Below are 26,744 nucleotides of genomic sequence, written 5' to 3' on the forward strand. Positions count from 1 at the left end.
CCTATGTCCAGTCCGCGCCTCAGCTTTCCAGCGGCAGCGGGGGATCGGCGATGCGTTCGGCCAGCTCGACCTGCCAGAAGCCGACATCATACCATTGCGACAGCTTGTGGCCGATCGCGCGCTGCGTGCCGGCATGGGTGAAGCCGAGCGCTTCGTGCAGCGCGACGCTGGCGGCGTTGGGCAGAGCGATGACGCCGACGGCCGCGACATGGCCCAGCGCCTTCAGCCGATCGAGCAGCTCCGCATAAAGCGCGCGGCCGATGCCGCGGCGCTGCGCGTCCATGGCGACATAGACGGTCGTTTCGACCACCCAGCGATAGGCTGGGCGCGTGCGATAAAGGCCGGCATAGGCATAGCCGAGCAGCGCGCCATCCTGTTCCGCGACCAGATAGGGAAAGCGGCCCGCGATCGAGGCGATGCGGCGGCGCATTTCCGCGGCGTCGGGCGCGGGGGCGAGCTCGAAGGTGATCGCCGTGTCCTCGACATAGGGCGCGTAGATGGCGGCGATCGCCCCGGCATCGTCGGGCGTGACGGCGCGGATGCGGAAGCTCATAGGCCGAGCCTCGCCGCGATCAGGCCGGCGAGCGTGCGTGTCCCCGAAGTGGGGACGGGTGCCGCCGCCGGGCATTCGAGGCAGCGGACCTGGATCGCCGGGCCGGCGGCGATCGACCGCGCGTCGCCGAGCGCCTGGGCGAGCAGCGCTTCGGGCCGGCGGGCAAGGTGCGTCCAGGGATCGCGGGCGGAGGCGTCGCTCGTCTCGCGGCTGGGCCCGGCGAGCAGCTCGCGCAGCTGCTGCTTGAGGAAGCTGGGCTGGCGCTCGATGAAGATCGGCCGGACATTGGCGCGATCGAGCCCGGCGCGGCGCGCGGCCTCGTCAATGGCGTCGTCGAGCGTGCCGAACTGATCGACCAGGCCGATCTGCCGCGCCGTGCCGCCGGCCCAGACGCGGCCCTGGCCGATCTCATCGACCCGCGCCACCGGCATTTTGCGCGACTGGGCGACGAGGCTGGTGAAGCGGCGATACATATTTTCCACGCCGCGCTGCATCAGCGCATCGAACAAAGGCGAGGTGCCGCGCAGGAGATCGGGTTCGCCGGAAAGCGGCGTGGTCTTCACCCCGTCCGCCGAGAGGCCGAGCTTGTCGAGCGTGCCGCGGAAATTCGGCAGCAGGCCGAACACGCCGATCGAGCCGGTGATGGTGGAGGGTTCGGCGAAGATGCGATCGGCGGGCGTCGAGACCCAATAGCCGCCGCTTGCCGCCAGCCCGCCCATCGAGACGATCACGGGCAGCTTGCGCGCCTTGGCCTGCAGGATCGCGCTGCGGATCCGCTCCGACCCGGTGACCGAGCCGCCGGGCGAGTCGACGCGCACGACCAGCGCCTTGATGCGGTTCTTCGCCAGCTCGTCGAGCAGCAGGCGGGCGATGCTGTCCCCGCCGGCGGAGCCGGCCGGCGCCTCGCCATCGACGATCGTGCCGGCGACGGTGAGCACGCCGATCGCATCGCCGCTGCTCTTTTCCGGATTGGCCGAGGCCCAGTTGGACAAGGCGATGGAGCGGAAGCTGCCCGGCTGCCTCAGGTCGCCCGCGCCGGCGAGCGATGCCACGCGCCGGCCGAAGGCGATGCGGTCGCCGATCCTGTCGACGAGACCGGCGGCCAGCGCCGCCCCGGCTATGTCGCCCTTCGCTGCCGTGATGGCGGCTGCGGGATCGGCGACATAGGCGGCGAGGCGGGCCTGCGGCCGGGCGGTCGCGACGCCCTGCCGCCAGCTCGCCCACAGAGAATCGGCCAGTGCTTGATTGGCGGCGCGTGCCTCGGGCGACTGATCGGTGCGGGTGAAGGGCTCGACCGCCGACTTGAACTGGCCGACACGATAGACCTTGGTCTCCACGCCCAGCTTGTCGAGCAGGCCCTTATAATAAAGCTGCGAGCCGCCCGGGCCGGAGATCAGCACCGCGCCGAACGGGTCGAGCCAGATTTCGCTCGCATGGGCGGCGAGCTGATAGCCGTCATCGCTATAGCCGGTGGCATAAGCGAGCACGGGCTTGCCGGCGCGGCGGACGATGTCCACCGCCTGTGCCGCTTCGTCGATCGTCGCGGGCCGGCCGCCGGCAAAGCCGTCCAGATCGAGCACGACCGCCTTGACGCGGGCGTCGGTCGCGGCGGCGCGCAGCGAGCGGGTGACGTCGCGCAGCCGATATTCGCGCTGCTCCGGCGAGCTGCCGGACAGAAGCGACAGCGGATCGGCATCGGCCGGCTGCTCGACCAGTGCGCCGTCGAATTTCAGCAGCAGCGCGCCGCTCGCCGGGACGGAGGGGTTGGGCGTGGCGGAGAGTGCGGCGAAGAGGAGCCCGAAGAAAAGCAGCATCATGACGAGCACCAGCCCGTCCTTGATGCCGACAAGCAGCTTCCATACGCCACGCAGGACACGCATCGGTTCAATCTCCCGGCCGCCACGGAATTTGGCGGGAATGCGCGATGGTAGAGCATCGGCGGGGCATGTGGAAACGCCTGTTTCGTCCATGCCGGCCCAGGATATTTCCGATCCCGTCTTCCTCTGGCCGCAAGGTGGCGGCCTGTCATCTCAGAGAGATGCACCGCCCTCTGGCGCGGACCGGGGCGAGACGCCAGAAAGGCGCCGGCGGGCTCGCTTGACAGGGACGGGGCAGAGGCACATATGGCCGTTGGCACTCACCAAGGGAGAGTGCCAACAGTTTCAACGCCAGACCAGTATGGGGGAATGAGGTCGGCGCTGCCGGTCTTCCCCGTACCGACAGGAAAGGGTGACGCGCATGAGTTTCCGTCCGCTGCACGATCGTGTGCTGGTTCGCCGCGTGGAGGCCGAGGAAAAGACGGCCGGCGGCATTATCATCCCCGACACCGCCAAGGAAAAGCCGCAGGAAGGCGAAGTCGTCGCCGCCGGTTCCGGCCTCAAGTCCGACGACGGCAAGGTGACCCCGCTCGAGGTGAAGGCGGGCGACCGCATCCTCTTCGGCAAGTGGAGCGGCACCGAGGTCAAGATCAATGGCGAAGACCTGCTGATCATGAAGGAAAGCGACATCCTCGGGATCGTCGGCTGATCTCATTCGAGACTCGACGCCGCTCGGGCCGGGCCTGTCGAGGCCGGGTGAGCGCGGCGGCTTGCACATAGACCTGTAATCAGAGGAATTACGAACATGGCAGCGAAAGACGTCAAGTTTTCGCGTGACGCCCGTGAGCGCATCCTGCGCGGCGTCGACATTCTCGCCGACGCGGTGAAGGTGACGCTGGGCCCGAAGGGCCGCAATGTCGTCATCGACAAGTCGTTCGGCGCGCCGCGGATCACCAAGGATGGCGTGACCGTCGCCAAGGAAATCGAGCTCAAGGACAAGTTCGAGAATATCGGCGCCCAGCTCGTCCGCGAAGTCGCGTCGAAGACGAACGACGTCGCCGGTGACGGCACCACCACCGCGACCGTGCTCGCCCAGGCGATCGTTCGCGAGGGCCTGCGCTCGGTGGCTGCCGGCATCAACCCGATGGACCTGAAGCGCGGCATCGACCTTGCGGTCGAGAAGGTCGTGATCGACCTCAAGTCGCGTTCCAAGCCCGTTGCCGGCACCAATGAAGTTGCCCAGGTCGGCGTGATCTCCGCCAATGGCGACACCGTCGTCGGCGAGAAGATCGCCGAGGCGATGGAGAAGGTCGGCAAGGAAGGCGTGATCACGGTCGAGGAAGCCAAGGGCCTCGATTTCGAGCTCGACGTCGTCGAAGGCATGCAGTTCGACCGCGGCTATCTCTCGCCCTATTTCATCACCAACCCGGAGAAGATGCTCGTCGAGCTCCAGGATCCGTACATCCTGATCCACGAGAAGAAGCTCTCCAACCTGCAGGCGATCCTGCCGATCCTCGAAGCGGTCGTGCAGTCGGGCCGTCCGCTCCTCATCATCGCCGAGGATATTGAGGGCGAGGCGCTCGCCACGCTGGTCGTCAACAAGCTGCGCGGCGGCCTGAAGGTCGCGGCCGTCAAGGCGCCGGGCTTCGGTGATCGCCGCAAGGCGATGCTCGAGGACATCGCCATCCTGACGGACGGCGAGCTGATCTCCGAGGATCTCGGCATCAAGCTCGAAAATGTCACCATCGGCATGCTCGGCACCGCCAAGCGCGTCTCGATCGACAAGGACAACACCACCATCGTCGATGGTGCGGGCCAGGCCGATGCGATCAAGGGCCGCGTCGAGGCGATCCGTCGCCAGATCGAGAACACCACCAGCGACTATGACCGCGAGAAGCTCCAGGAGCGTCTGGCCAAGCTCGCCGGCGGCGTCGCGGTGATCAAGGTCGGCGGTGCGACCGAGGTCGAGGTGAAGGAGCGCAAGGACCGCGTCGACGACGCGCTGCACGCGACCCGCGCGGCGGTCGAAGAAGGCATCGTGCCCGGCGGCGGCACGGCGCTCCTCTATGCGACCAAGGTGCTGGACGGCCTGAAGGGCATCAATGACGACCAGACCCGCGGCATCGACATCATCCGCCGCGCGCTCCAGGCGCCGGTCCGTCAGATCGCGCAGAATGCCGGTCATGACGGCGCGGTCATCGCGGGCAAGCTGCTCGACGGCAATGACGAGACGCTGGGCTTCAACGCCGCGACCGACGCCTATGAGAATCTGGTGTCCGCCGGCGTGATCGACCCGACCAAGGTAGTGCGCACCGCGCTGCAGGATGCGGCCTCGGTCGCCGGCCTGCTGATCACCACCGAAGCGGCGGTCTCGGACATCCCCGAGGAGAAGCCCGCGGCTGGTGGCATGCCGGGCGGCATGGGCGGCATGGGCGGCATGGACTTCTAAGTCCCCGTTCAAACGCCATGAAAGGGAAGGGCCGGAGGAGCGATCCTCCGGCCCTTTCTTTTTGGCCCAGGCCGACTTCGCCAGGATTGCATCGCGCTCAGGCTGGGCTTGTCTGAGTCTCGGCACGCTTCGACAGACGCGGGGTGAGTGTGGTCAGGCGAAGGATGTCCCGCGCTGGATAAGTCCCGTCAGTAAGCGAGGTTCGCGTCGCTCTCTGCGCCAATCGCCATATTCTCCGGCGCGGCAAGGCTGTCGGGTGAGGCGTCCAATATCTCGGCCGCGCCATTGATCGCGGCGGCCTCTTCCGGGGAAGGGGAATTGGCGGGCGGGCTGTCATTTCCGTCGCAGGCCGAAGCCAGCATCAGCACCGCCAGCGCGACGAGGGGCAGGGCTCGTCTCATGCCATCCATTATCAGCCTCCGGCCTGTGGCTCTGCCGGCACTTTAGCTCTGGATTGTGCAATGCAAAAGGGCCGCGCTCCCTTTTGGGAGCACGGCCCTTTCCTGTTCTCTGTCCGGCGAAGCGAGACGCCCCGCCGGCGAAGATCAGAGCGCGTTCGCCGCGTTGTCGGCGGTCGCCGCGGCAGCGTTGTCGAGCGCCGCATCGGCGGCGTTGTCGATCGCGGCGTTGACGTCGCCGAGCGTCTCGTCCGCCGTCGCGTTCAGGTCGGCCGCAGCCGCGTTCGCATCGACGGCATTTTCCGCAGCCGGCTTGGAGCAGGCGGCGAGGCCGAGCGAAGCAGCGAGGACGAGCGAAAGAGCAACGGTCTTCTTCATGGGTTTGAACCCTCCTAGTTGTAACGGAATGCGGTGACGCGAGCGGCGATCATCCGAATTATGACGGCCGTGTTTCCCCCTGAAACAGGCTAAGCCCGCTTTACCGGGTCGCTTGGGCGGACGCAATGTCTCTTTAATTAGTAGTCATTCTGTTGGCGCGGGCTGTGCCGGATCGGCCGGTGACGGCGTTTCGGGCGGGCTTTCCGGAGATGTTGGCGTCGGTGTCGGCGCTTCCGGGGCGCTATCCGCCTCGGTCGGGACGATCGGCTCCTCTTCCGCGGGTGGCGTGCCGCTGTCGGCTGGGGTCGGCACGATCTGGTCCTCGGCGCCTTCGGCACCCTCCTGATCCAGTATCTGGGCACGGCGGTGCTGCAGATAGGCGGAGCGGGCCGCCGCATAGGGATCGAGGCTGCTTTCCAGAAAGGCATCGCCGCCGGATTCGGTGAGGTCCGCCCGCGCGCTGATGATGTTGGCTGCGCGGACCGCGAGTCGCTCCTGGCTCGAAAGCTCCGAATTCATCGCGATGTTGAAGGGATCGGCGAAGAAGGCCACGCCCGATCCGACGCCGTCGCGCAGCGTCGAGGGGCCGAGCAGCGGGAGGACGAGATAGGGCCCGCCATTGGCGCCCCAATGGGCGAGCGTCTGGCCGAAATCCTCGGGCGTCGGCTTCATCCCCATCTTGGTCGCCGGATCGCCGAGGCCGGCGACGCCGATCGTCGTGTTCACGACGAAGCGGCCGAACGAGTTGATCGCACGCTTCGGCTTGCCCTGGAGGAGATTGTTGATGAACGACCAGGGCTCGGTAAGATTGGCGAAGGCATTGCTGATCCCGCGTCGCGCCACCTTGGGCGTGATCGTCCGATAGACCGACGAGACGGGTTTCAGCACCACCTTGTCCGCCGCCTGGTTGACGTCCCAGACACCGCGATTGAAGCCTTCCAGCGGATCGCGCTCGGCGAGCCTGTCCTCGCCAGGCACGGTGGCGCAGCCCGACAGGAGCGCCAGCGCGGCGGCGGCGGCGAATGCGCGCATGAAGCCTTACCCCTTTTCTGTTCCGAACAGGGGCGGTGCCATAGGCGGGGGGAGGTCACAAGAGGTTGACCACATATAAAGATATCTTTATATCTGATGCTACGCCATGCGAACTGCCCTCGCCATATTCCGCGCGCTCGCCGATCCGACGCGGCTCCGGATCCTCGCGCTCTTGCGCTCGATGGAGCTTTCCGTGGGCGAGCTGGCGCAAGTGCTGGGGCAGAGCCAGCCGCGCGTGTCCCGCCATGTGAAGATCCTCGCCGATGCCGGGCTGGCCGAACGGCGCAAGGAAGGAAGCTGGGTGTTCCTGGGGCTGGGGCCGGCGGCGCGTGGGCCCGGATCGCAGGACAGCGCGCTGCTCGCCGCGATCGACGATTGGAGCGCCGGGGACGGCGATCATTGGGCGGTGGCGGATACGGCACGCCTCGCCGCGGTGCGCGCCGACCGGGTGGCGGCGGCCGAGCAATATTTCGCCGCGCATGCGGCCGAATGGGATGCGATCCGTTCGCTTCATGTCGCCGAGGCGCAGGTGGAGGCGGCGATCGCCGAGGCGCTCGGCACGGGGCCGGTGGGCCGGCTGGTCGATATCGGCACGGGCACGGGGCGGATGATCGAGCTGTTCGGCGGCGATGCGACGAGCGCGATCGGCATCGATCGCAGCCCGGAAATGCTCCGCTTCGCGCGGGCCAAGCTGGGCGATAATCCGCAGGTCGAGCTGCGCCAGGCCGATATGTATGCGCTGCCGCTCGCCAATGGCTCGGCGGATACGGTGATCGTGCATCAAGTGCTCCATTATGCGCAGCAGCCGGGTGCGGCCATTTCCGAGGCGGCGCGGCTGCTGGTGCCGGGCGGGCGGCTGCTGATCGTCGATTTCGCGAGCCATGAGCGGGAAGATCTGCGCATGCAGGACGCGCATGCGCGGCTGGGCTTCGCCGACGAGCAGATCGGGAAATGGTTTGCCGCGGCGGGGCTGGAGCTGGCGAGGCCGGTCGAGCTGCGCGGCGGCGAGCTGACGGTGAAACTATGGCTGGGCCATCGCCGCGAACAGGCGGAGCCCGCGGAAAAGCTGTTCAAGGTGGTAGCGTGATGACTTTCTCGGTGGCGCAACTCGAAGAGGCGCGGTGCGCGCTGGATGCGCCGCTCTATGCCGATCTGGCGGGCGATGCGGAGGTGTCGTTCGAATTCTTCCCGCCCCGGACGGAGAAGATGGAAGAGACGCTGTGGAGCGCGATCCAGACGCTCGCGCCGCTCGGCCCCCGCTTCGTTTCCGTTACCTATGGCGCGGGCGGATCGACGCGCGAGCGAACGCATGCGACCGTCGAGCGGATCGCGCGCGAGACGGACATTCCGCCCGCCGCGCACCTTACCTGCGTCGATGCTAGCAAGGCGGAGATTGAGGAGATTGCGCGCGCTTATTGGGATGCGGGCGTCAAGCATATTGTCGCGCTGCGCGGCGACCCGCCGGTGGAGGGCACGAAGTTCACGCCCCATCCGGAAGGCTATCAGGGGGCGGCCGATCTGGTGGCCGGGCTCAGGAAAATTGCGCCGTTCGAGATTTCGGTCGCGGCCTATCCTGAAGGCCATCCCGAGGCGGTGAGCCCGGAAGCCGATATCGACAATCTGAAGCGCAAGCTGGATGCGGGCGCGACGCGCGCGATCACCCAATTCTTCTTCTCGCCCGAAGCCTATTTCCGCTTCCGTGACCGGGCGGCGGCGGCGGGCATCAGCGCGCCGATCGTGCCGGGGATCTTGCCCGTGTCGAATGTGGCGCAGACGCGCAAGTTCGCCGCCATGTGCGGCGCCGCCATCCCCGACTGGATGGACCGGCTGTTCGAGGGGCTGGACGATCATCCCGCCGCGCGCCAGCTCGTCGCGGCGACGGTGGCGGCCGAGCTGTGCCGCAGGCTCTATGCCGGCGGCGTGCGGCAATTCCATTTCTACACGCTCAACCGCGCCGAGCTGTCCTTCGCTATCTGCCATCTGCTGGGCAAGCGGGTGAAGAAGGCCGGCGCGCTGGAGAAGGCGGCATGACCAACAAATCCGAGGCAGCGCAGCGGCTGCGCGAACAGGCGGCGCAGCGCATCCTGCTGACCGACGGCGCATTCGGCACGATGATCCAGAGCTACAGGCTCGAGGAGAAGGATTATCGCGGGGATTATGCGCTGGGCCACGATCAGAAGGGCAATAACGACCTTCTGGTGCTGACCCGGCCGGACGTGATCGACGAGATTACGCGCGCCTATCTGGACGCGGGATCGGACATTGTTTCGACCAACACCTTCAACGCCAACATCATCAGCCAGGGCGATTATGACGCGGTGCATCTCGTGCGCGAGATGAACCTGGCGGCGGCGCGGATCGCGCGCAAGGCGGCGGACGATTATCAGGCGACGGACGGGCGGCCGCGCTTCGTGGCGGGCGCGATCGGGCCGACGAACAAGACGCTGTCGCTCTCGCCAGACGTGAATGATCCGGGCTATCGCGCGATCGATTTCGACACGATGAAGCATGTCTATCGCGATCAGGCCGAGGCGTTGCTCGACGGCGGATGCGATTTCATCCTGATCGAGACGGTGTTCGACACGCTGAACGCCAAGGCGGCGATCATGGCGGTGCTGGAGCTGGGCGAGGATCGGGGCATCGAAGTGCCGATGATGCTCTCCATGACGATCACCGACATGTCCGGGCGCAATCTTTCGGGCCATTCGGTCGAGGCCTTCTGGCATACGGTGCGCCATGCCAGGCCGCTGACGATTGGGCTCAACTGCGCCTTCGGGGCGGATCTGCTGCGCCCGCATGTGCAGGTGCTGTCCGGCATCGCCGACACGCTGCTGATGGTCTATCCCAATGCCGGCCTGCCCAATGATCTCGGCCAATATGACGAGCAGCCGCACACGACGGGCGGGCTGATCGGCGAATGGGCGACCTCTGGGCTGATCAACATCGTCGGCGGCTGCTGCGGCACGACGCCGGCGCATATCAAGGCGATGGCCGATGCCGTGACGGGCCATCCGTCGCGCGCCATTCCGAAGATCGCGCCGGTGACGAAGCTCGCCGGGCTCGATCCGATGGTGATGGTGGGCTAACGCCTCCCCCAATCCGCGCCAGACATAGGCCCCCACCTGCGTGGGGGCGACGAAAGAAAGACCAAGTGGCCACCGCATTCCCGATCGACGCGCCCTCCGCCGTTTCCACCGCCAATTTCGTCAATATCGGCGAGCGGACCAACGTGACCGGATCGGCGCGGTTCAAGAAGCTGATCATGGCGGGCGATTATGCCAGCGCGGTCGAGGTCGCGCGCCAGCAGGTCGAGAATGGCGCGCAGGTGGTCGACGTCAATATGGATGAGGGGCTGCTCGACGCCGAGATGGCGATGACCAGCTTCCTCAAGCTGATCGCCGCCGAGCCCGATATCGCGCGCGTGCCCGTGATGATCGACAGCTCCAAATGGAGCGTGATCGAGGCGGGGCTGAAATGCGTGTCCGGAAAGCCGATCGTCAATTCGATCAGCCTGAAGGAAGGCGAAGCCGAATTCCTGAAATATGCCCGTAAGGTGATGGCCTATGGCGCGGCGGTCGTCGTCATGGCGTTCGACGAGACGGGCCAGGCGGACACGAAGGAGCGCAAGGTCGAGATTTGCGGACGCGCCTATGATCTGCTCGTCGGCATCGGCTTCCTGCCTGAGGACATCATCTTCGATCCCAATATCTTCGCGGTCGCGACGGGCATAGACGAGCATCGGCGCTATGCGATCGACTTCATCGAGGCATGCCGCGAGATAAAGCTGCGCTGCCCGCATGCGCATATTTCGGGTGGTGTCTCGAACCTCTCCTTCTCCTTCCGCGGCAATGAGCCGGTGCGGCGCGCGATGCACAGTGTGTTCCTCTATCACGCCATCCGGGCGGGGCTGGACATGGGCATCGTCAATGCCGGCCAGCTCGACGTCTATGACGCGATCGACCCGGAGCTGCGCGAGGCGTGCGAAGACGTCATCTGGGACAGGCGCGAGGATGCGACCGAGCGGCTGATCGCGCTTGCCGAGCAGTTTCGCGGCAAGGATGCGGCGGCCGAGAAGGCGGCGGAGGAATGGCGCGGCTGGGATGTCGTCAAGCGGCTCGAACATGCGCTGGTGAAGGGCATCGACGCCTATGTCGTCGAGGATACCGAAGAGGCGCGGCAGAATTTCGCGCGGCCGATCGAGGTGATCGAAGGGCCGCTGATGGACGGCATGAACGTCGTCGGCGACCTGTTCGGATCGGGCAAGATGTTCCTGCCGCAGGTCGTGAAATCCGCGCGCGTGATGAAGAAGGCGGTGGCGCATCTCCTGCCCTTCATCGAGGCGGAGAAGGTGCAGGGGCAGCGCGCCAAGGGCCGGATCATCATGGCGACCGTGAAGGGCGACGTGCATGATATCGGCAAGAATATCGTCGGCGTCGTGCTCCAGTGCAACGGCTATGAGGTGATCGATCTCGGCGTGATGGTGTCGTGGATGGACATCCTCAAATCCGCGAAGGAGAATGATGCGGACATGATCGGCCTGTCCGGCCTCATCACCCCCTCGCTCGACGAGATGGTGACGGTCGCGCAGGAGATGGACCGTGCGAAGATGGCGATGCCGCTGCTGATCGGCGGGGCCACGACCTCCAAGGTGCATACCGCGCTCCGCATCGCGCCGGCCTATGAGGGGCCGGTGGTGCATGTGCTCGATGCCTCGCGCGCCGTGGGCGTCGCTTCCACGCTGATGTCCGATACGCAGCGCGATGCCTTCGTCGAGAAGACCGCCGCCGATTATGCGGCGGTGCGCCTCGCGCGCGAGGGCAAGGGGCAGAATGAGCTGGCGACGATCGAGGAGGCGCGCGCCAACGCCTTCCCGCTCGACGAGGCGCAGAAGGCGCCCGCGCCGAAGCGGCCGGGCGTGCATGTCTATGGGGATTGGCCGCTCGAGGATCTGCGCGACTATATAGACTGGACGCCCTTCTTCCGTGCCTGGGAGCTGGCGGGAAATTACCCGGCCATCCTCGACGACGAGATTGTGGGCGAGAGTGCGCGCAGCCTGTTCGCGGATGCCGAGGCGATGCTCGACCGGATCATCGCCGAGAAATGGCTGACGGCCAAGGGCGTGGCGGCGCTTTGGCCCTGTCGGCGCGTGGGCGACGATATCCTTGTTCACACGGAGGATGGGGAAATCACGCTGCCGATGCTGCGCCAGCAGATCAGGAAGCGCGAGGGGCGGGCCAATATGTGCCTGGCCGACTTCATCTCGTCCGATGGCGACTGGATCGGCGGCTTCGCGGTGACGGCGGGGCATGGCATCGAAGCGCATCTCGCCCGCTTCAAGGCGGAGACGGACGATTATTCCGATATCCTGCTGAAGGCGCTCGCCGATCGCCTGGCCGAAGCCTTTGCCGAGCGGCTGCATGCGCATGTGCGCACCGAGCTATGGGGCTATGCGGAAGGCGAGCAGCTCACCAACGAGGCGCTGATCAAGGAGCAGTATCGCGGCATCCGGCCCGCGCCGGGCTATCCCGCCTGCCCGGACCACAGCCTGAAGCCGATCCTGTTCGATCTTCTGAAGGCGACCGATGCGACGGGGATCACGCTGACGGAGAGCTTCGCCATGCTGCCCACGGCGGCGGTGTCCGGCTTCTATTTCGGCCATCCCGACAGCCAATATTTCGGCGTGGCGCGGGTGGGACGCGATCAGCTCGACGATTATGCCGCGCGGCGCGGCGTCGATCTGGAGACGGCGGAGCGCTGGCTCAGGCCCAATCTCGATTGAGCGATGCCCCTCCCCGCATGGGCGGGGAGGGGATGATCGTCATTTGGCCGGGCAGGTGCCGGCCTCGCCCGGATCGAGATCGAGGCAGCGGCCGTCAATCTGATCCTTCGGCACGTCGAGGCCGATCAGTGCGGCGAGCGTCGGCAGGATATCGACCGTTTCGACCGACAACGGCTGTTCGAACGACGTCGCGCCGGGCCGCAGGAACAGGATCGGCACGCGGCGATCATAGGCCCAGGGGCTGCCATGGGTGGCGACATAGCCCTTGGACGGATCGGAGATCGGCGTGACATGCGGCTTCAGGATCACGATCAGGTCGCCCGATCGTTCGGGATCGAAGCTGGCGCGGACGCGCTCGCGCACCGACCATTCCTCCACCGGAGGCTGGGGATCGGGCATGCGGCGCAGCTCCTCGGCGGTGAAGACCGCCTCCACCTGCGGATGGGCGAGCAGCTTGGCGCGTGCGGCGGACAGGATGCGCGGCCGATCGACGGCATCGATGTCGCGCGCGAGATACCAGTCGCCGAACGGCCCGTCACCGAGCAACAGCTTCCTGTCGCCGAAGCCGAGATCGGCAGCGAGCGCCTTGCCGAACGTCCCGGGAGACAGCGCCGGATCGGCGCGCTGGGCATCCCCGAAGGCGCGGCGCAGGTTGCGCTCGGGCAGGTCATGCCCGCCATGGTCGGCGGTCAGCACCACCGCATAGGGCACGCCCGAGCCGTCGAGCGCGGCGAGGATGCGGCCGACCGTCGCGTCGAGCGCCATCATCTGCGCGCACATCTCGGCGCCCTCCACGCCGAAGCCGTGGCCGACATAATCGGTTGCGGACAGGCCGATGGTGAGGAGATCGGGGGCGGGGCCCTGGCCCAGCTTCATATCCTTGAGGAGGCCGATGGCGAGGTCCGCCGTGGCGGCGTCGAACTCGCCGGCGGCGCGGAAGCCGCGGAAATCCTCCGCCGCGCGATCGGCCAGAACGCCCACCTCGCGCCCGCCGACGGGCACCGCGACGGAGCGCGAGCGGCAGACCGGCGGCAGCTTGGCGACCGCCGGCCGGGCGATCAGCGCGGCAAGCCGGGCGTTGGTCAGCGAGACGATCGCGGGCGGCGGACCCTTGTGATCGGCGAGGGTGACGAAGCTCTTGCCGCCCCAGAACCAGATCTGGTCGGTCGCATGGCCGCCCATCATGATCGCCGCGCGATCCTTGCCCGCGACCGAGACGACGCGCGAGCGGGCATCGGCCGACTTCATCCGGTCGCCGAGCGTCGGCACCTTCAGATGGAGGGTGGAGGGGACATAATTGTCATGATCGCTGCCGGGCGCCGTCGGATCCTCGGCGCAATAGACATTCTTGTCCGCGCGGGCGACGCTCTGGTCGATCCAGTTATTGGCGATGATGCCGGTGCGGGCGGGATGCGATCCGGTGAGGATCGTCGAATGGCCCGGGCAGGTCTCCGTCGCGGCATGGCTCTGATAGCCCGACGGGAAGACGGCGCCGGAGGCCAGCCGTTTCATGCCGCCGGTGAAGATCTGCCGATATTCGGCGAAGAGATCGGCGGAGAATTGATCGACCGAGATGGCGACGATCAGCTTCGGCGGAGGCGGTGCGGCCGGCGCGGCCGTGGCGGAAAGAAGGGCGGCGAGACTTACGAATAGTCGTTTCAAAACTGTTCCCCGGTTGATCGCGCTTTTGCCGCATTATGTTATAGCGGCCCCGAAATCACGTGCGGAGTGACGATGAACGGCCTCGGTTTCCGGTTAATGACGTTGTGGCTGGCCTTGGCGGCGCTGCTGGCGCCCATGGTGGCGCGCGCGCAGGCGGAGCCGCATCTCAAGTCGAGGCTGGTGGCGGAAAGCAGCGCGCCCAAGGCGGGGACGACGATCACGCTCGCGCTGCTGATGCGGCCCGATCCGACATGGCATGGCTATTGGAAGAATCCGGGCGATTCGGGCGTCGAGACGAATATCGAATGGACCGCGCCGCCGGGCGTGACGATCGGCCCGATCCAATATCCCGTGCCGCAGACGCTGCTGATCTCGGGCCTGATGAACTATGTCTATGAAGGGCCCTATACGCAGTTGATGGAGCTGACGCTGCCGGCGGGGCTGGCGCCGGGCACGAAGCTGCCCATCCGGGGCAAGGCGGACTGGCTGGTCTGCACGTCCGAAATCTGCGTGCCCGAGACGGCGGAGCTTGCGATCGATCTGGTGGTGGGCGACGGCGCGGTGGACGCCGCGACGCGCGCCGAGTTCGACCGTTATCGCGCCGCGCTGCCCAAGCCCTTGGGTTCGGAGGCCAAGTTCGCGGTCGCGGGGAGCAGCTTTCGCCTGGGCGTGCCGCTGCCGGCCGCGGCGGCGGTAAGCCAGGCCTATTTCTTCCCGCTGACCGATGGCGTGATCGACTATGCCGCGCCGCAGACGGTGACGCGCGACGGCGACCTGCTGGTGATCGAGACCAAGGCACGCGAGGGCGAGGCGGCACCCGCGAAGATCGAGGGACTGCTGAAGCTCGGCGAGCATAATGGGCTGATGTTGACGGCGGTGTCGGGTACGGTGCCCGCGGGCGGCACGCCGCTAGCCAAGGCGGGCGAGGCAGCTGGGGCCGGGGAAGAGGGCGATGCGGCAACGCTGCTGCTCGCGCTCGGCGGCGCGATATTGGGCGGATTGCTGCTCAACATCATGCCCTGTGTCTTTCCGATCCTGAGCCTGAAGGCGTTGAGCCTCGCCCGGTCGGGTGAGTCCGAGGCTTCGGCGCGCAAGGAGGCGCTCGCCTATACAGCGGGCGTGGTGCTGGTCTGCGCGGCGCTGGGCGCGATCCTGCTGGTGTTGCGCGCGGGCGGCAATGTAGCGGGCTGGGCCTTCCAGCTTCAGGATCCGCGCGTGATCCTCTTCCTCCTCCTGCTGGTGGCGGCGATCGGGCTCAATCTCGCCGGGCTGTTCGAGCTGCCGGTGATTTCGGGAGGCGACAGCCTTGCCTCCTCCGGCGGTATGGGCGGTGCCTTCTGGACGGGCGCGCTGGCGGCCTTCGTCGCGACGCCCTGCACCGGGCCTTTCATGGGCGCGGCGCTGGGGGCGGCGCTCGTTCTGCCGCCGGCGGGCGCGATGGCGGTATTCGCGGGGCTGGGGCTGGGTCTTGCCTTGCCTTTCCTCGCCTTGGGTTTCGTGCCCGCGTTGCGGCGCAAGCTGCCCAGGCCGGGGGCGTGGATGGATAAGCTGCGGCGCATCCTTGCCGTTCCGATGTTCGCGACGGCGCTGGGCCTTGCCTGGATTCTCGGGCGGCAGGCGGGCGTGGACGGTATGACGCTGGGGCTGGGTGCCGCACTACTGATCGGGCTGGCGCTCTGGTGGGTCGGGCGGCGGCAGGCGCGCGGCGCGGGGGCCGCATGGTGGCCGCTCGTGCCGGCGGCGGCGGCGGCGATCGCGCTGCTGGTCGTGGTGCCGCGCGAGCCGGCGATCGCATCCGCCAAGACGGAAAGCGCGCTCAGCGCCGAGCCGTTCAGCGAGGCGCGGCTGGCGGCGCTCCGCAGCGAGGGTAGGCCGATCTTCGTCTATTTCACGGCAGACTGGTGCCTGACCTGCAAGGTGAACGAGAAGGCTGCGATCGAGCGCGCCGAGGTCGCCGACGCGTTCAAGGCGAGAAAGGTGGCGGTGCTGGTGGGCGACTGGACGCGCGGCGACGCGACGATCGGCCGTTTCCTCGCGACGCATGGCCGGTCGGGTGTGCCGCTCTATCTCTTCTATCCGGCCGGCGGCGGCGAGCCGACCGTGCTGCCGCAGGTGCTGACGCCGGGGACGCTCACCGCGCTCGGCGCCTGAGGGCCTTGCTCGGCACAGCGTGTTTTCAGTGATTGACGTCCCGCCGATGGCCGCAGGATGATGGGTCCGGCGGGGATGGGTTTGGGAGGTGCGCCTATGTCTCGCCTGTTTGCCCTCGTCACCCTGTCCGTCGCGATCGCGGCGCCGGCATCGGCCCAGCCCCGCATCGGTGCGCCCGCACCGGCCTTCAGCGGGGTCGATTCCAATGGCAGGCCGGTGAAGCTGGCCGATTATCGCGGCCGGACGGTCGTGCTCGAATGGAATAATCCGGGCTGTCCTTTCGTGCAGAAACATTATCGCAGCGGGAATATGCAGAAGACGCAGGCCCGCGCGCGGCAGGACGGCGCAGTGTGGCTCAGCGTCAATTCCGGGGCATCGGGCAAGCAGGGCCATATGACGGGGGCCGCGGCCAATGGCTTCGTGAAGGCGCAAAAGGCGCAGCCGACCGCCTATCTGCTCGATCCTTCGGGCGCGATCGGCAGGGCCTATGCCGCCAAGACCACGCCCGAAATCTATGTGATCGATGCGAAAGGCATCCTCGTCTACCAGGGCGCGATCGATGATCGGCCCACTGCCGATCCCGCCGACATAGCGGGCGCGCGCAACCATGTGCTGGCGGCGCTGGCGGAAGTGAAGGCAGGCAAGCAGGTCTCCGTCGCCCAGACGCGCAGCTATGGCTGCTCGGTCAAATATGCCTCCTGAACGGGCGTGATCAGCTGGTGGCAAGGCCCCTGATGCTATCGCTCTGGTCCACCACCTTGGCCGCCTCGAAACTGGCAACGGGATAGGCGCAATAATCGGCGGCATAATAAGCGCTCGGCCGATGATTGCCCGATGCGCCTATGCCGCCGAAGGGCATGTTCGATGCAGCGCCCGTAGTCGGCCGATTGCGATTCACCACGCCCGCGCGGGAGCGGTCGAGGAAGCGGTGCCAGAGCGCGTCATCGTCGCTGATCAGCCCGGCGGACAGGCCGAAGGCGGTCGCATTGGCGGCCTCGATCGCCGCATCGAAGCCGGGAACGCGGATGATCTGCAGCACCGGCGCGAAGATTTCGGCATCGGGCGCGGCGATTCCGGTCACGTCGATCAGCGCGGGCGTGACGAAGGCGGAGCGCTTCCCCTCCGGTCGCAGCAGCGGGCGGATGCTGCGCGCGCCGGCCGCGACGAGGCGATCGACCGCGCCATGCGCCTGTGCCGCCGCGGCATCGGAGATGAGCGGGCCCATGAAGGATTCCGGCGCCTCGTTCCAGGCGCCGATGCGGAGGCGATCCGCCAGCGCCGCCACTGCCTCGACGATCGCATCGCCGCTAGCGCCTTCCGGCACGATCAGACGGCGCGCGCAGGAGCAGCGCTGGCCGGTGGTGACGAAGGCCGACTGGGCGATGATCGAGGCGGCGGGTTCGGCGGGCGTATCCCAGGCGATAAGCGGATTGTTGCCGCCCAGCTCCAGCGCGAGGATCACCTGCGGCCGATCGGCAAAGACGCGGCGGAAATGCGCGCCGGCCGCAGCCGAGCCGGTGAAGAGCAGCCCATCGATATGCGTTTCGATCAGGGCGGCGCCGGTGTCGCGCCCGCCCTGGACGAGATTGAACACGCCGGCCGGCAATCCTGCCCCCGCCCATGCCTCGGCCATGAGCTGGCCGACCAGCGGGGTGAGCTCGGACGGCTTGAAGACGATCGTGTCGCCCGCCAGCAGCGCCGGCACGATATGGCCGTTGGGCAGATGACCCGGGAAATTATAGGGGCCGAGCACCGCCATCACGCCATGCGGGCGATGGCGCAACACCGCGCTGCCGAAGGCGAGGGCCGCCTCGCGCGTGCCGGCGCGCTCCGCCTGCGCGGCGATCGACACCTCGACCTTGGCGATCATCGAGCCGATCTCGGCCTCGCTCTCCCACAGCGCCTTGCCCGTCTCGCGCGATATGGCCTCGGCAAGCATGGAGCGGCGCTCGCCGAGCACGCCGGCGAAGCGGCGCACGGCGGCGATGCGCTCGTCGAGCGGCGTATCGGCCCAGCCGCGAAAGGCGGCGCGGGCCGCCGCGACGGCGGCCGCGACATCGGCGGGGGAGGCCGATGCTTCCTCCCAGATCGTCTCGCCCGTCGCAGGATCGATGGAGGCGAACGGTGCTCCGCTGCCGGCGCGCCAGCGTCCATCAATATAGAGCCCGCTCATGCCGTCTTGGTCATCGCGAAGATGCCCTGCGCATTGCCGCTGTCGAATCCGAGGTCGAGCTTGCCCGTCTCCGGATCGATCTTGCGGGTGATGAATTCGTAAAAAGAGCCGGGGACCGCGCGGCGAACGATCTCGCCATGGAGACCGACGAACTTGCGTTCGACCGGATCGGCGCGAAAGGCGGTCTGGCGGATGCGGCCGCTGCCCGATATCTCGACCTGATCCTTCATCGGCCGGCCGAGCGCGCGCTGCGCCTCCGCCAGCGTATCGACATCGGCCACGCGATCGGTGGCATGGTTGAAGGCATTGCCCTCGGTCGCGATCCAGGCGGCTTCGGCGGACTGGCCCAGCAATGTCTCATAATCGGCGAGTGCGGGTGCGGGATGGTGGCGGCCGAAGGCGGCGACGATCTCGGGCAGCGCCGCTGCGGCGACGGGGAAGGGGACAGCGCCCTCCGCCGCGAAAAGATCGAGTGCCGTCCGGGCGGCCTGCCCGAGCGGATCATGTGAGTTGCCGAAGATGCGGGCGGCGGCCTCGCCGAACGCCGCGTCGAAGCGATCGACATGCAGCTCGCTCACGAAGAATTGCGGGATCGTTTCGGGCGCATCGCGGTGGCGATAGGCGCGGCCCGTCATCTTGAGGCGGGGGAGGGGATAGACTTCCGCCATATGATAGCCGAGCGGCTCGAGAATGCGGGTGAAGGCGGCCTCGCCCGCCGGCAACTCCCCCGTGGGGCCATCCGCGAAGCGGATCGTGCGCAGCGCGCCATGATCGAAAAGCAGCTTGCCGCCGCCCGCGATCCTGTCCGCCACATAGGCGGCGCCGGTCGGCACGCGGCGCAGCAGGTCGTCGAACAGCAGGACGTTGAGCGCCATGGCAAAGGCGGCGCGGGACACGGTCTCGCCGTCACCGGTGGTGGTTGCGGGATCGAGATCGAGCTTGGCGACCGCGCCGGCGGCTCCTGCCTCACCCAGCATCGTCGCGACAAGGGCTGCGACGACATCATTCTCATTGGCCATCAGACATTCCTCTGTGCCTTGATCGTGCGGTTGTCATAGGATGACGGACGCGTCGAGGACACCCTTGTGAACGGGCACGGCGGCGCGCACAGCATCGATTCCGGCTGCTCGGACAATGTTCGGGTGGGCAGCTGGTTGCGGCAATTGCACGAACGATGGTGACAAGTGCGCATTTTCGCCCGATAGCAGCGCAAGGGCGGCTGAAACGCTGTGCTGGCGATGGACGAAGGTCTATCGCTGTCGCTACAAGCCGCCTCCCGATTCACGGAGGAAAGTCACGATATGAATAATGCCGATCTCGCCGATCGTATCGCAACCGATCATGGCGTCACCAAGGCCGAAGCCCGCAAGCTGATCGACGCCGTCTTCTCCGCGATCACGGACGCCGCGGCGAAGGATGAGGAAGTCTCGCTCAGCGGCTTCGGCAAGTTCAAGGTGAAGAACAGCCCGGCCCGCGACGGCCGCAATCCGGCGACCGGCGAGCCGATGAAGATCGCCGCGTCGCGCAAGCTCGGCTTCACGCCTGCCAAGGCGGTGAAGGACAAGCTGAACGGCTGATCCTGCAGACTGTCGCCGGGGCATATGTTCCGGCGACAGTCTTTCCCGGCCATTTATTTCCAGCCTGTGGGCGCCTCAGCCCACCGACAGTTTCAAGGCCCCGTCGCCCTCGTCGACGGTGACGACCGAACCATCCGGCACATCGCCCCTGAGGATCGCATCGGCCAGCGGATCCTGCAGATATTTCTGCACGGCGCGCCGGAGCGGCCTTGCCCCATAGATCGGATCATAGCCTACCCGGCCGAGCCAGGCGCGTGCCGCCTCCGTCAGGCTCAGCGCGATCTTGCGATCCTTCAGCAGCCGCTGGACATGCGCCACCTGGATATCGACGATCGGGCCCATATGCTGCGGGCCAAGCCGGTGGAACAGGATGATCTCGTCCAGCCGGTTCAGGAATTCCGGGCGGAAATGGGCGCGGACGACCTCCATCACCTGTGGCTCGACGCTTTCCACCGGCTGATCGTCCGGCAGGTTGGCGATGAATTGCGAGCCGAGATTGGACGTCAGGATGATCAGCGTATTGGCGAAATCGACCGTGCGGCCCTGGCCATCGGTCAGCCGCCCATCGTCGAGCACCTGCAGCAGGATGTTGAAGACGTCATGATGCGCCTTCTCCACCTCGTCGAACAGCACAACCTGATAGGGCCGCCGGCGGACCGCCTCGGTCAGCACGCCGCCTTCCTCATAGCCGACATAGCCCGGGGGCGCGCCGATCAGGCGGGCGACCGAATGCTTCTCCATGAACTCGCTCATGTCGATCCGCACCATCGCCGCGCTGTCGTCGAACAGAAATTCGGCGAGCGCCTTGGTGAGTTCGGTCTTGCCGACGCCGGTGGGGCCGAGGAACAGGAAGGAGCCGAGCGGCCGGCCGGGATCCTGCAGGCCCGCGCGCGCGCGGCGGACGGCGGCGGAGACGGCCTTCACTGCCTCCTCCTGCCCGATCACGCGGCGGCCGAGCGCTTCTTCCATGTGGAGCAGCTTCTCGCGCTCGCCTTCCAGCATCTTGTCGACGGGGATGCCCGTCCAGCGCGACACGACCGAGGCAATGTCCTCGGATGTCACTTCCTCGCGCAGCATCGCGCTCTGCGAAGCTGCCTGCGCCTCGGCAAGCCGCCGTTCGAGGCTGGGGATCACGCCATAGGATAGCTCGCCCGCCTTGGCGAGGTCGCCCGAGCGCTGCGCCTGTTCGAGCTGGATGCGGGCCTGGTCGAGCTGCTCCTTGATCTTGGTCTCGGCGTGGATCTTTTCCTTTTCCGCCTGCCAGCGCTGCGTGAGCTCGGCCGATTGCTGCTCGAGCTGGGCGAGCTCATGCTCCAGATTGGCGAGCCGGTCCTTCGAGGCGAAATCGGTCTCCTTCTTCAGCGCCTCGCGCTCGATCTTGAGGCGGATGATGCGCCGGTCGAGCGATTCGATCTGCTCGGGCTTGGACTCCACCTCCATGCGCAGGCGCGAGGCGGCCTCGTCCATCAGGTCGATCGCCTTGTCGGGCAGGAAGCGGTCGGTGATGTAGCGGTTGGAAAGCGTCGCGGCCGCGACGATCGCGCTGTCGGCGATGCGCACGCCATGATGGAGCTCATATTTCTCCTTGAGCCCGCGCAATATAGCGATCGTGTCCTCGACGGTCGGCTCGCCCACGAAGACGGGCTGGAAGCGACGCTGGAGCGCCGGGTCCTTCTCGACATATTTGCGATATTCGTCGAGCGTGGTGGCGCCGATGCAATGCAGCTCGCCGCGCGCGAGGGCGGGCTTCAGCAGGTTGCTCGCATCCATCGCGCCTTCGGATTTGCCCGCGCCGATCAGCGTGTGCATCTCGTCGATGAACAGGATGATCTCGCCTTCGGCGCCCTTCACCTCGTCGAGCACACCCTTCAGCCGCTCCTCGAACTCGCCGCGATATTTTGCGCCCGCGATCAGGGATCCCATGTCGAGCGCCATCAGCCGCCGGTCTTTCAGGCCGTCGGGCACGTCGCCATTGGCGATGCGCAGCGCGAGCCCCTCGGCGATCGCGGTCTTGCCGACGCCCGGCTCGCCGATCAACGCGGGGTTGTTCTTGGTGCGCCGGGCGAGGATCTGGATGGTGCGGCGAATCTCCTCGTCGCGGCCGATCACCGGATCGAGCTTGCCCTCGCGCGCGGCCTCGGTCAGGTCGCGCGCATATTTTTTGAGCGCCTCATAGCGATCCTCGGCCGACGCGCTGTCCGCCGTGCGGCCGCCGCGCAGCGCGTTGATCCGGGCGTTGAGCGCATCCGCCCTCACGCCCGCGCTGGCGAGCGCCTTGCCTGCTGCGGTGCCGGTCGCGAGCGTCAGCGCCAGCAGCAGCCGTTCGACGGTGACATAGCTGTCGCCGGCCTTTTCGGCGATCTGCTCGGCGGAATCGAGGACGCGGACCATATCATTGTCGAGCCCGGGCGGCTGCTGCGCGCCGCCGCCGGTGACGGCAGGATGCTTGGCGAGCGCCGCATCGGTTTCGCGCAGCGCCGCTTCGGGGCTGCCGCCGGCGGCGCGGATCAGATTGGCCGCCATGCCTTCCTTGTCTTCGAGCAGCGCCTTCAGAAAATGCTCGGGTGCGATCCGCTGATGATTCATCCGGATGGCGACGGTCTGCGCCGACTGGAGAAAGCCCTTGGTGCGATCGGTGAACTTTTCGAGGTTCATGAACATCCCCTTTCGCGGACGGATATGATGTTGCTATTATGCAACACAAGGGGCTGGCGCGACATTTTCCCTATCCTCTTCCTGCGAGCAGTCGCGCGCTGCTTTGCGGCTCAGCATTTGCCCGGAGATTATCCCCGTTTGGAGGAAGCTTTTCCTGCCGACATGCTTTGCGTCGCCGGCGTTCGGGAGGATTGCATATGAGGATAGGGCTGGTCGTCGCGGCTATCCTGGCCATGATCGTTCCGGCCGCCGCTTCGGCCGAGCAGGTGCGCATCAAGTTCGATGGCAATTTCGCCGATGGATCGCTCTATCCGACCGGCATGAAGGTTTCGGGAACGCTGTCCTATGACCGCGATGCGCTGCCCTTTTACGTCTATGAAACCAACCCCGGATTGGGCGTGGCGCTGTTCGATGATGCCGAGATCCATTTCGGCATCGGCAGTCGGCGATTTGCGCAATATTCCTATTATGGCGATCTGGTGGGGGACGACGGCTCAGACGAGTTTCTGCAATTCTCCACCGGCTTCGTCGATCGCGCGATTCCGAGCCATAAGCTGTTCTTCTATCTGGATTTCGAAGCGAATGGGGCGGATCTGATCCACGATCTTCGCTATCCGGGCGCGACGGAATTGCTATCCTTTTCCGCACTGGCTCGCGCTGAAGCAGACGATCTCGGGCAATCGAGCATCGCTCCTCTGACGTTCAGCATCACCCCGCCTGCGCCCGAGCCGGAGGGCTGGGCGACGATGACTGCCGGGCTGTCGCTTGCCGGCTTCGCCGCTCGCCGAGGGAAAGGCCGGCTATTCGGCCGCGCCAGGGCCGCCGCCTGAAGCGCCCTCGGGCGATCGGGCGGCGGCTGTTCGCGATCAGGCGCCGCGGCTGGCTTCGAACAGGAACCAGGCCCGTTCCTCGGCGAGGTCGGTCCATTCGTCGAGAATGCCGCTCGTGGCATTGTCCTTCGCCGCGTCGACGATGTCCTTGGCTTCGCGGAACTTCTCGACCAGCTTCAGATTGTCGTCGCGCAGTTCGGCGAGCATGTCGGTGGCGCTGACGAATTCGGCGTCATTGTCCTTGATCGTCTGCCGACGGGCGATGTCGCCGATCGAGCGCAGCGTGGTGCCGCCGGTCTTGCGGACGCGCTCGGCGATCGCATCGGTGGTGCCGAGGATCTGCGTCGCCTGTTCGTCGAGCATCAGATGATAATCGCGGAAATGCGGGCCCGATACGTGCCAGTGGAAGTTCTTGGTCTTGAGGTAGAGCGCATAGCTGTCGGCCAATATGCCGTTCAGCGCATCCGCCACCGAGGAGACGGCGTTGGACGGCAGGTCGGTGGGTGTGGCGAGCTCGGGCTCAGGCGTTTTCGCCATGATCTTGTTCCTCCAAGGCAGTTTGGTTCGTTGCGCTAACGATCCACTCTAGCGTTGGTGGCGCCTGGAACCATGAAAATGTTGTGATCGCACTGATCGATCCCGTCGATTGCAGGCCGATTGTCAGCCGGCGAGGCGGACGCCGATCGTCGCCAGCAATATGTCGCCCGCGCGCGAATCGCTCGGTTCGCAGCAGGCCGCTTCGCGCAGGCCCGCAAGATAGGGCATGATCATCGCCCCGCGCCCATGCCGTGCGACTGCATCGGCGAGCCCCGCCGCCAGCGTCGCCGCAGGCTCCAGCCCTGCGGTCCGCGCGAGTCGGTGAAGCGCATTCACGCGTCGGCCGAGTTCCGTGGGCGCCAATATGCGGAAATCGCGCTCCAGCGCATCGATTCTCGCCCGGACGGCGGCTGGCGGGAAGGGGCCCCCATCGCCATGTCCCAAGGCCATTTCCATCATCACACCCCTTGCGCTGCAGTGTCCCCGAGCGCATTTTTAGGGGCGAATTGCGACGCTGGCGTTGCAATAGGGGCCGCGCTGCTTGACTTTTCGGCCAGTCTATCCCAAAGGCCCGGGCTGACAGGAGCGGCGGCGACGCCGCTTTTATTTTTTTATTCGCGTCGATCGCACAGGTTCAGAGGGTAACGGGTCATGGCAAAGCCGACCACCGTAAAGATCAAGCTCGTCAGCACCGCCGACACCGGCTTCTTCTATGTCACGAAGAAGAACCCGCGCACCCAGACCGAGAAGCTGAGCTTCCGGAAATATGATCCGGTCGTGCGCAAGCATGTCGATTTCAAGGAAGCCAAGATCAAGTAAGCCCGTGCGGGCGGGCGCGACGGCGCCGCCCCGGACTTGATCCCGCTTCTCGCTCGATCCAGCGGTGGCTCGATCTCCTGCTCCTGTTCCGACAGGAAGGAAGGCCGGGCTTTCCGCTGGATCGGCATTTTCATGTCATCAGATCAGCGATTCGACCGCTTCCACGAAGCGCGCTACCGAAATCGGCTTGGAGACATAGGCCTCGGCGCCGGCGGAGCGGATGCGCTCCTCATCCCCTTTTGCGGCATAGGCGGTCACCGCCATGATCGGGATGTTGCGCAGGTCATCATCCGCCTTCATCGTCTCGATCAGTTCCAGCCCGCTGACATGGGGCAGTTGAATATCCATGATCACCAGATCGGGCGCGAAGGCGCGGGCCCGCTCGACTGCCTCGCGGCCGTCCCGCACGGGCTCGGCCGCATAATCATGGGCGCGCAGCAGGTCACAAAAGAGTTTCAGATTGAGATCATTGTCCTCGACAACGAGCACTTTCTTCGCCACGCCCACATACCATATTGTTGAAAATTGACGTTAGGCCAGGATGCCAAGGCAGACAATCATCCCCGATCCCGCGGCATTGGGCCTGACGGCGCTCGCCTGGACGCTGGCGCAGCCAGACCGGGCCGGGCGGCTGCTCGCGCTGACCGGGCTCGCGCCGGATGATCTGCGTGCCCGTGCGGCGGAGCCCGCCTTGCTGGCCGCGACGCTGGGCTTCCTCGAAGCGCATCAGCCGGATCTGATCGCTTGCGCCGAATCGATCGGCGTCGCGCCCGAGGCGCTCGTCCAGGCACGGGAGTCGCTCGAGGGATGAGCCGGCCGCTCCTGATCACCGATTGCGACGAAGTGCTGCTCCATATGGTGAGCCCTTTCGGGGCGTGGCTGGATGAGGCGCATGCGATCGACCTCAATCTGAAGCATGGCCATTTCGCCGATTCGATGCGTCGGCGGAGCGACGGATATGTGCTGACGCCCGAGGAGATGTGGTCGCTGCTCGACAATTTCTTCGCGACCGAAATGCACCGCCAGACGCTGGTGCCGCATGCGCGCGAGGCGCTGGCCCGGATCGGCGAAGTGGCCGATATCGTCGTGCTCACCAATCTCGGCGATCATTGCCATGCCGGCCGCGTGGCGCAGCTCGAAGCGCTCGGCATTCGCCACCGCGTGCAATGCAATCAGGGCGGCAAGGGGCCGCCCGTATGCCGGCTGATCGAGGAATATCGTCCCTCGGTGGCGGTGTTCGTCGACGATCTGGCGACGCATCATGACTCCGTCGCGGAACATGCGCCCGACGTTTATCGATTGCATATGGTTTCCGAGCCGGCGCTCGCGCCGCTCGTGCCGCCGGCGTCCGCCGCCCATGCGCGGATCGACGACTGGCAGGAGGCCGCGCAATGGGTGCTGGCGCATTTCCGGGTGCCGGCCTGCTCTTGACGCTCGCGGCGCTGGGGCCGAAGTACGGCGCCATGACGATAGACAACCGCCTTTCCGAACTCGGCATCGAACTGCCCGAGCCCGCCGCCCCCGTCGCCGCCTATGTGCCCACCGTGTTGGCGGGCGGGTTGCTCCATGTTTCCGGCCAGCTTCCCTTCCGCGACGGTGCGCTGATGACCGGGCGGCTGGGCGAGGATTGCGACGAGGAATTTGGTCGTCTCGCGGCCGAGCGTTGCGGCGTGATGCTGCTCGCGCAGATCAAGGCGGCGCTGGGCTCGCTCGATCGGGTCGAGCGGATCGTGAAGCTCGGCGTGTTCGTCTCCTCGACGGCCGATTTCACCGCCCAGCCCAAGGTCGCCAATGGCGCGTCCGAACTGATGGTTTCCGTGTTCGGCGATGCGGGCAGGCATGCGCGCAGCGCGGTCGGCGTGCCGGTGCTGCCGCTGGGCGCCGCGGTCGAGGTGGATGCAGTCGTCGCCGTCCGGGATTGAGCGGTGACGGGC

Annotated in this window: 26 protein-coding genes; 14 read left to right on the forward strand and 12 right to left on the reverse strand. The window is 66.6% G+C overall.

Annotated elements, in window-relative coordinates:
- Positions 1-19: 19 nt before the first annotated feature.
- Positions 20-553 (reverse strand): arsinothricin resistance N-acetyltransferase ArsN1 family B, encoded by a 534-nt coding sequence (locus CLG96_RS11225; protein WP_107967993.1) that lies wholly within the window; start codon positions 551-553, stop codon positions 20-22.
- A complete protein-coding gene (sppA, locus tag CLG96_RS11230; protein WP_107967994.1) occupies positions 550-2,433 on the reverse strand; it encodes a signal peptide peptidase SppA in 1,884 nt (627 codons plus the stop codon). Before sppA ends, CLG96_RS11225 begins: the two co-directional genes overlap by 4 nt.
- A gap of 358 nt (positions 2,434-2,791) precedes the next feature.
- Between sppA and groES the strand changes: the two genes are divergently transcribed.
- Entirely contained in the window at positions 2,792-3,079 is a 288-nt protein-coding gene (gene groES / locus CLG96_RS11235; RefSeq protein ID WP_107967996.1) for a co-chaperone GroES, read from the forward strand.
- Positions 3,080-3,175: 96 nt separating this feature from the next.
- Complete coding sequence (gene groL / locus CLG96_RS11240) at positions 3,176-4,819, forward strand: chaperonin GroEL (protein ID WP_107967998.1); 1,644 nt, start codon at positions 3,176-3,178, stop codon at positions 4,817-4,819.
- A 188-nt stretch (positions 4,820-5,007) separates the two neighbouring features.
- Here the strand turns inward: groL and CLG96_RS11245 are convergent, their stop codons facing one another.
- From CLG96_RS11245 to CLG96_RS11255, 3 genes are all read right to left on the reverse strand, one after another.
- Positions 5,008-5,220, reverse strand: coding sequence for a hypothetical protein (locus tag CLG96_RS11245; protein WP_133175393.1), 213 nt, complete (start codon positions 5,218-5,220; stop codon positions 5,008-5,010).
- Between the two features lie 144 nt (positions 5,221-5,364).
- Entirely contained in the window at positions 5,365-5,595 is a 231-nt protein-coding gene (locus CLG96_RS11250) for a hypothetical protein (protein WP_107968001.1), read from the reverse strand.
- 144 nt (positions 5,596-5,739) lie between these two features.
- Positions 5,740-6,627, reverse strand: a complete 888-nt coding sequence (locus tag CLG96_RS11255) for an MlaA family lipoprotein (protein ID WP_107968003.1) — start codon at positions 6,625-6,627, stop codon at positions 5,740-5,742.
- Between the two features lie 106 nt (positions 6,628-6,733).
- On the opposite strand from CLG96_RS11255, the gene CLG96_RS11260 reads away from it, so the two are divergent.
- The 4 genes from CLG96_RS11260 (at position 6,734) to metH (ending at position 12,406) form a co-directional block, all read left to right on the forward strand.
- Complete coding sequence (locus tag CLG96_RS11260; protein WP_107968005.1) at positions 6,734-7,714, forward strand: ArsR/SmtB family transcription factor; 981 nt, start codon at positions 6,734-6,736, stop codon at positions 7,712-7,714.
- Positions 7,714-8,658 carry a methylenetetrahydrofolate reductase gene (gene metF / locus CLG96_RS11265; RefSeq protein ID WP_207796670.1) on the forward strand — a complete coding sequence of 315 codons (945 nt, stop codon included), beginning with the start codon at positions 7,714-7,716 and terminating at the stop codon, positions 8,656-8,658. Before CLG96_RS11260 ends, metF begins: the two co-directional genes overlap by 1 nt.
- On the forward strand, positions 8,655-9,713 hold the full coding sequence (locus tag CLG96_RS11270) for a homocysteine S-methyltransferase family protein (RefSeq protein WP_107968010.1): 1,059 nt from the start codon (positions 8,655-8,657) through the stop codon (positions 9,711-9,713). Before metF ends, CLG96_RS11270 begins: the two co-directional genes overlap by 4 nt.
- Positions 9,714-9,778: 65 nt before the next feature.
- Positions 9,779-12,406 (forward strand): methionine synthase, encoded by a 2,628-nt coding sequence (gene metH / locus CLG96_RS11275; protein WP_207796665.1) that lies wholly within the window; start codon positions 9,779-9,781, stop codon positions 12,404-12,406.
- A gap of 39 nt (positions 12,407-12,445) precedes the next feature.
- Here metH and CLG96_RS11280 read toward each other — a convergent pair whose 3' ends face one another.
- Entirely contained in the window at positions 12,446-14,068 is a 1,623-nt protein-coding gene (locus tag CLG96_RS11280; protein ID WP_243395743.1) for an alkaline phosphatase family protein, read from the reverse strand.
- A 72-nt stretch (positions 14,069-14,140) separates the two neighbouring features.
- Here CLG96_RS11280 and CLG96_RS11285 point away from each other — a divergent pair, with 72 nt between their 5' ends.
- Positions 14,141-16,219: a protein-disulfide reductase DsbD family protein gene (locus CLG96_RS11285; RefSeq protein ID WP_107968013.1), complete on the forward strand. Its 2,079-nt coding sequence runs from the start codon at positions 14,141-14,143 to the stop codon at positions 16,217-16,219.
- Between the two features lie 96 nt (positions 16,220-16,315).
- Positions 16,316-16,921, forward strand: a complete 606-nt coding sequence (locus CLG96_RS11290) for a redoxin domain-containing protein (protein ID WP_107968015.1) — start codon at positions 16,316-16,318, stop codon at positions 16,919-16,921.
- A gap of 10 nt (positions 16,922-16,931) precedes the next feature.
- Here the strand turns inward: CLG96_RS11290 and astD are convergent, their stop codons facing one another.
- Entirely contained in the window at positions 16,932-18,392 is a 1,461-nt protein-coding gene (astD, locus tag CLG96_RS11295) for a succinylglutamate-semialdehyde dehydrogenase (RefSeq protein WP_107968017.1), read from the reverse strand.
- Positions 18,389-19,411 carry a DUF1338 domain-containing protein gene (locus CLG96_RS11300; protein ID WP_107968019.1) on the reverse strand — a complete coding sequence of 341 codons (1,023 nt, stop codon included), beginning with the start codon at positions 19,409-19,411 and terminating at the stop codon, positions 18,389-18,391. The genes astD and CLG96_RS11300 overlap by 4 nt, the downstream gene beginning before the upstream one ends.
- A gap of 282 nt (positions 19,412-19,693) precedes the next feature.
- Between CLG96_RS11300 and CLG96_RS11305 the strand changes: the two genes are divergently transcribed.
- The gene (locus CLG96_RS11305; protein WP_107968021.1) at positions 19,694-19,969 is read left to right on the forward strand and encodes an HU family DNA-binding protein; all 276 of its coding nucleotides are present in this window, start codon (positions 19,694-19,696) and stop codon (positions 19,967-19,969) included.
- Positions 19,970-20,044: 75 nt separating this feature from the next.
- Here the strand turns inward: CLG96_RS11305 and clpB are convergent, their stop codons facing one another.
- Positions 20,045-22,624, reverse strand: coding sequence for an ATP-dependent chaperone ClpB (clpB, locus tag CLG96_RS11310; protein ID WP_107968126.1), 2,580 nt, complete (start codon positions 22,622-22,624; stop codon positions 20,045-20,047).
- Positions 22,625-22,821: 197 nt separating this feature from the next.
- Between clpB and CLG96_RS11315 the strand changes: the two genes are divergently transcribed.
- The gene (locus tag CLG96_RS11315; RefSeq protein ID WP_107968023.1) at positions 22,822-23,454 is read left to right on the forward strand and encodes a hypothetical protein; all 633 of its coding nucleotides are present in this window, start codon (positions 22,822-22,824) and stop codon (positions 23,452-23,454) included.
- A gap of 36 nt (positions 23,455-23,490) precedes the next feature.
- Here CLG96_RS11315 and CLG96_RS11320 read toward each other — a convergent pair whose 3' ends face one another.
- Both CLG96_RS11320 and CLG96_RS11325 read right to left on the reverse strand, forming a co-directional pair.
- Positions 23,491-23,991: a Dps family protein gene (locus CLG96_RS11320; protein ID WP_107968024.1), complete on the reverse strand. Its 501-nt coding sequence runs from the start codon at positions 23,989-23,991 to the stop codon at positions 23,491-23,493.
- A gap of 123 nt (positions 23,992-24,114) precedes the next feature.
- Entirely contained in the window at positions 24,115-24,450 is a 336-nt protein-coding gene (locus tag CLG96_RS11325; RefSeq protein ID WP_107968026.1) for a hypothetical protein, read from the reverse strand.
- A gap of 192 nt (positions 24,451-24,642) precedes the next feature.
- On the opposite strand from CLG96_RS11325, the gene rpmG reads away from it, so the two are divergent.
- Positions 24,643-24,810 carry a 50S ribosomal protein L33 gene (rpmG, locus tag CLG96_RS11330; protein WP_010125625.1) on the forward strand — a complete coding sequence of 56 codons (168 nt, stop codon included), beginning with the start codon at positions 24,643-24,645 and terminating at the stop codon, positions 24,808-24,810.
- A gap of 138 nt (positions 24,811-24,948) precedes the next feature.
- On the opposite strand, the gene CLG96_RS11335 is transcribed toward rpmG, so the two are convergent.
- Positions 24,949-25,311, reverse strand: coding sequence for a response regulator (locus CLG96_RS11335; RefSeq protein ID WP_107968128.1), 363 nt, complete (start codon positions 25,309-25,311; stop codon positions 24,949-24,951).
- A gap of 40 nt (positions 25,312-25,351) precedes the next feature.
- Between CLG96_RS11335 and CLG96_RS11340 the strand changes: the two genes are divergently transcribed.
- Genes CLG96_RS11340 through CLG96_RS11350 form a run of 3 tightly spaced genes read left to right on the forward strand, consistent with a single transcriptional unit; the run spans position 25,352 to position 26,732 of the window.
- Entirely contained in the window at positions 25,352-25,621 is a 270-nt protein-coding gene (locus tag CLG96_RS11340; protein ID WP_107968027.1) for a DUF3572 domain-containing protein, read from the forward strand.
- Positions 25,618-26,241: a hypothetical protein gene (locus tag CLG96_RS11345; RefSeq protein ID WP_107968029.1), complete on the forward strand. Its 624-nt coding sequence runs from the start codon at positions 25,618-25,620 to the stop codon at positions 26,239-26,241. Before CLG96_RS11340 ends, CLG96_RS11345 begins: the two co-directional genes overlap by 4 nt.
- A 32-nt stretch (positions 26,242-26,273) precedes the next feature.
- A complete protein-coding gene (locus tag CLG96_RS11350; protein WP_107968130.1) occupies positions 26,274-26,732 on the forward strand; it encodes a RidA family protein in 459 nt (152 codons plus the stop codon).
- Positions 26,733-26,744: the final 12 nt, after the last annotated feature.

Source organism: Sphingomonas oleivorans (genome assembly GCF_003050615.1).
GTDB lineage: Bacteria > Pseudomonadota > Alphaproteobacteria > Sphingomonadales > Sphingomonadaceae > Sphingomonas_H > Sphingomonas_H oleivorans.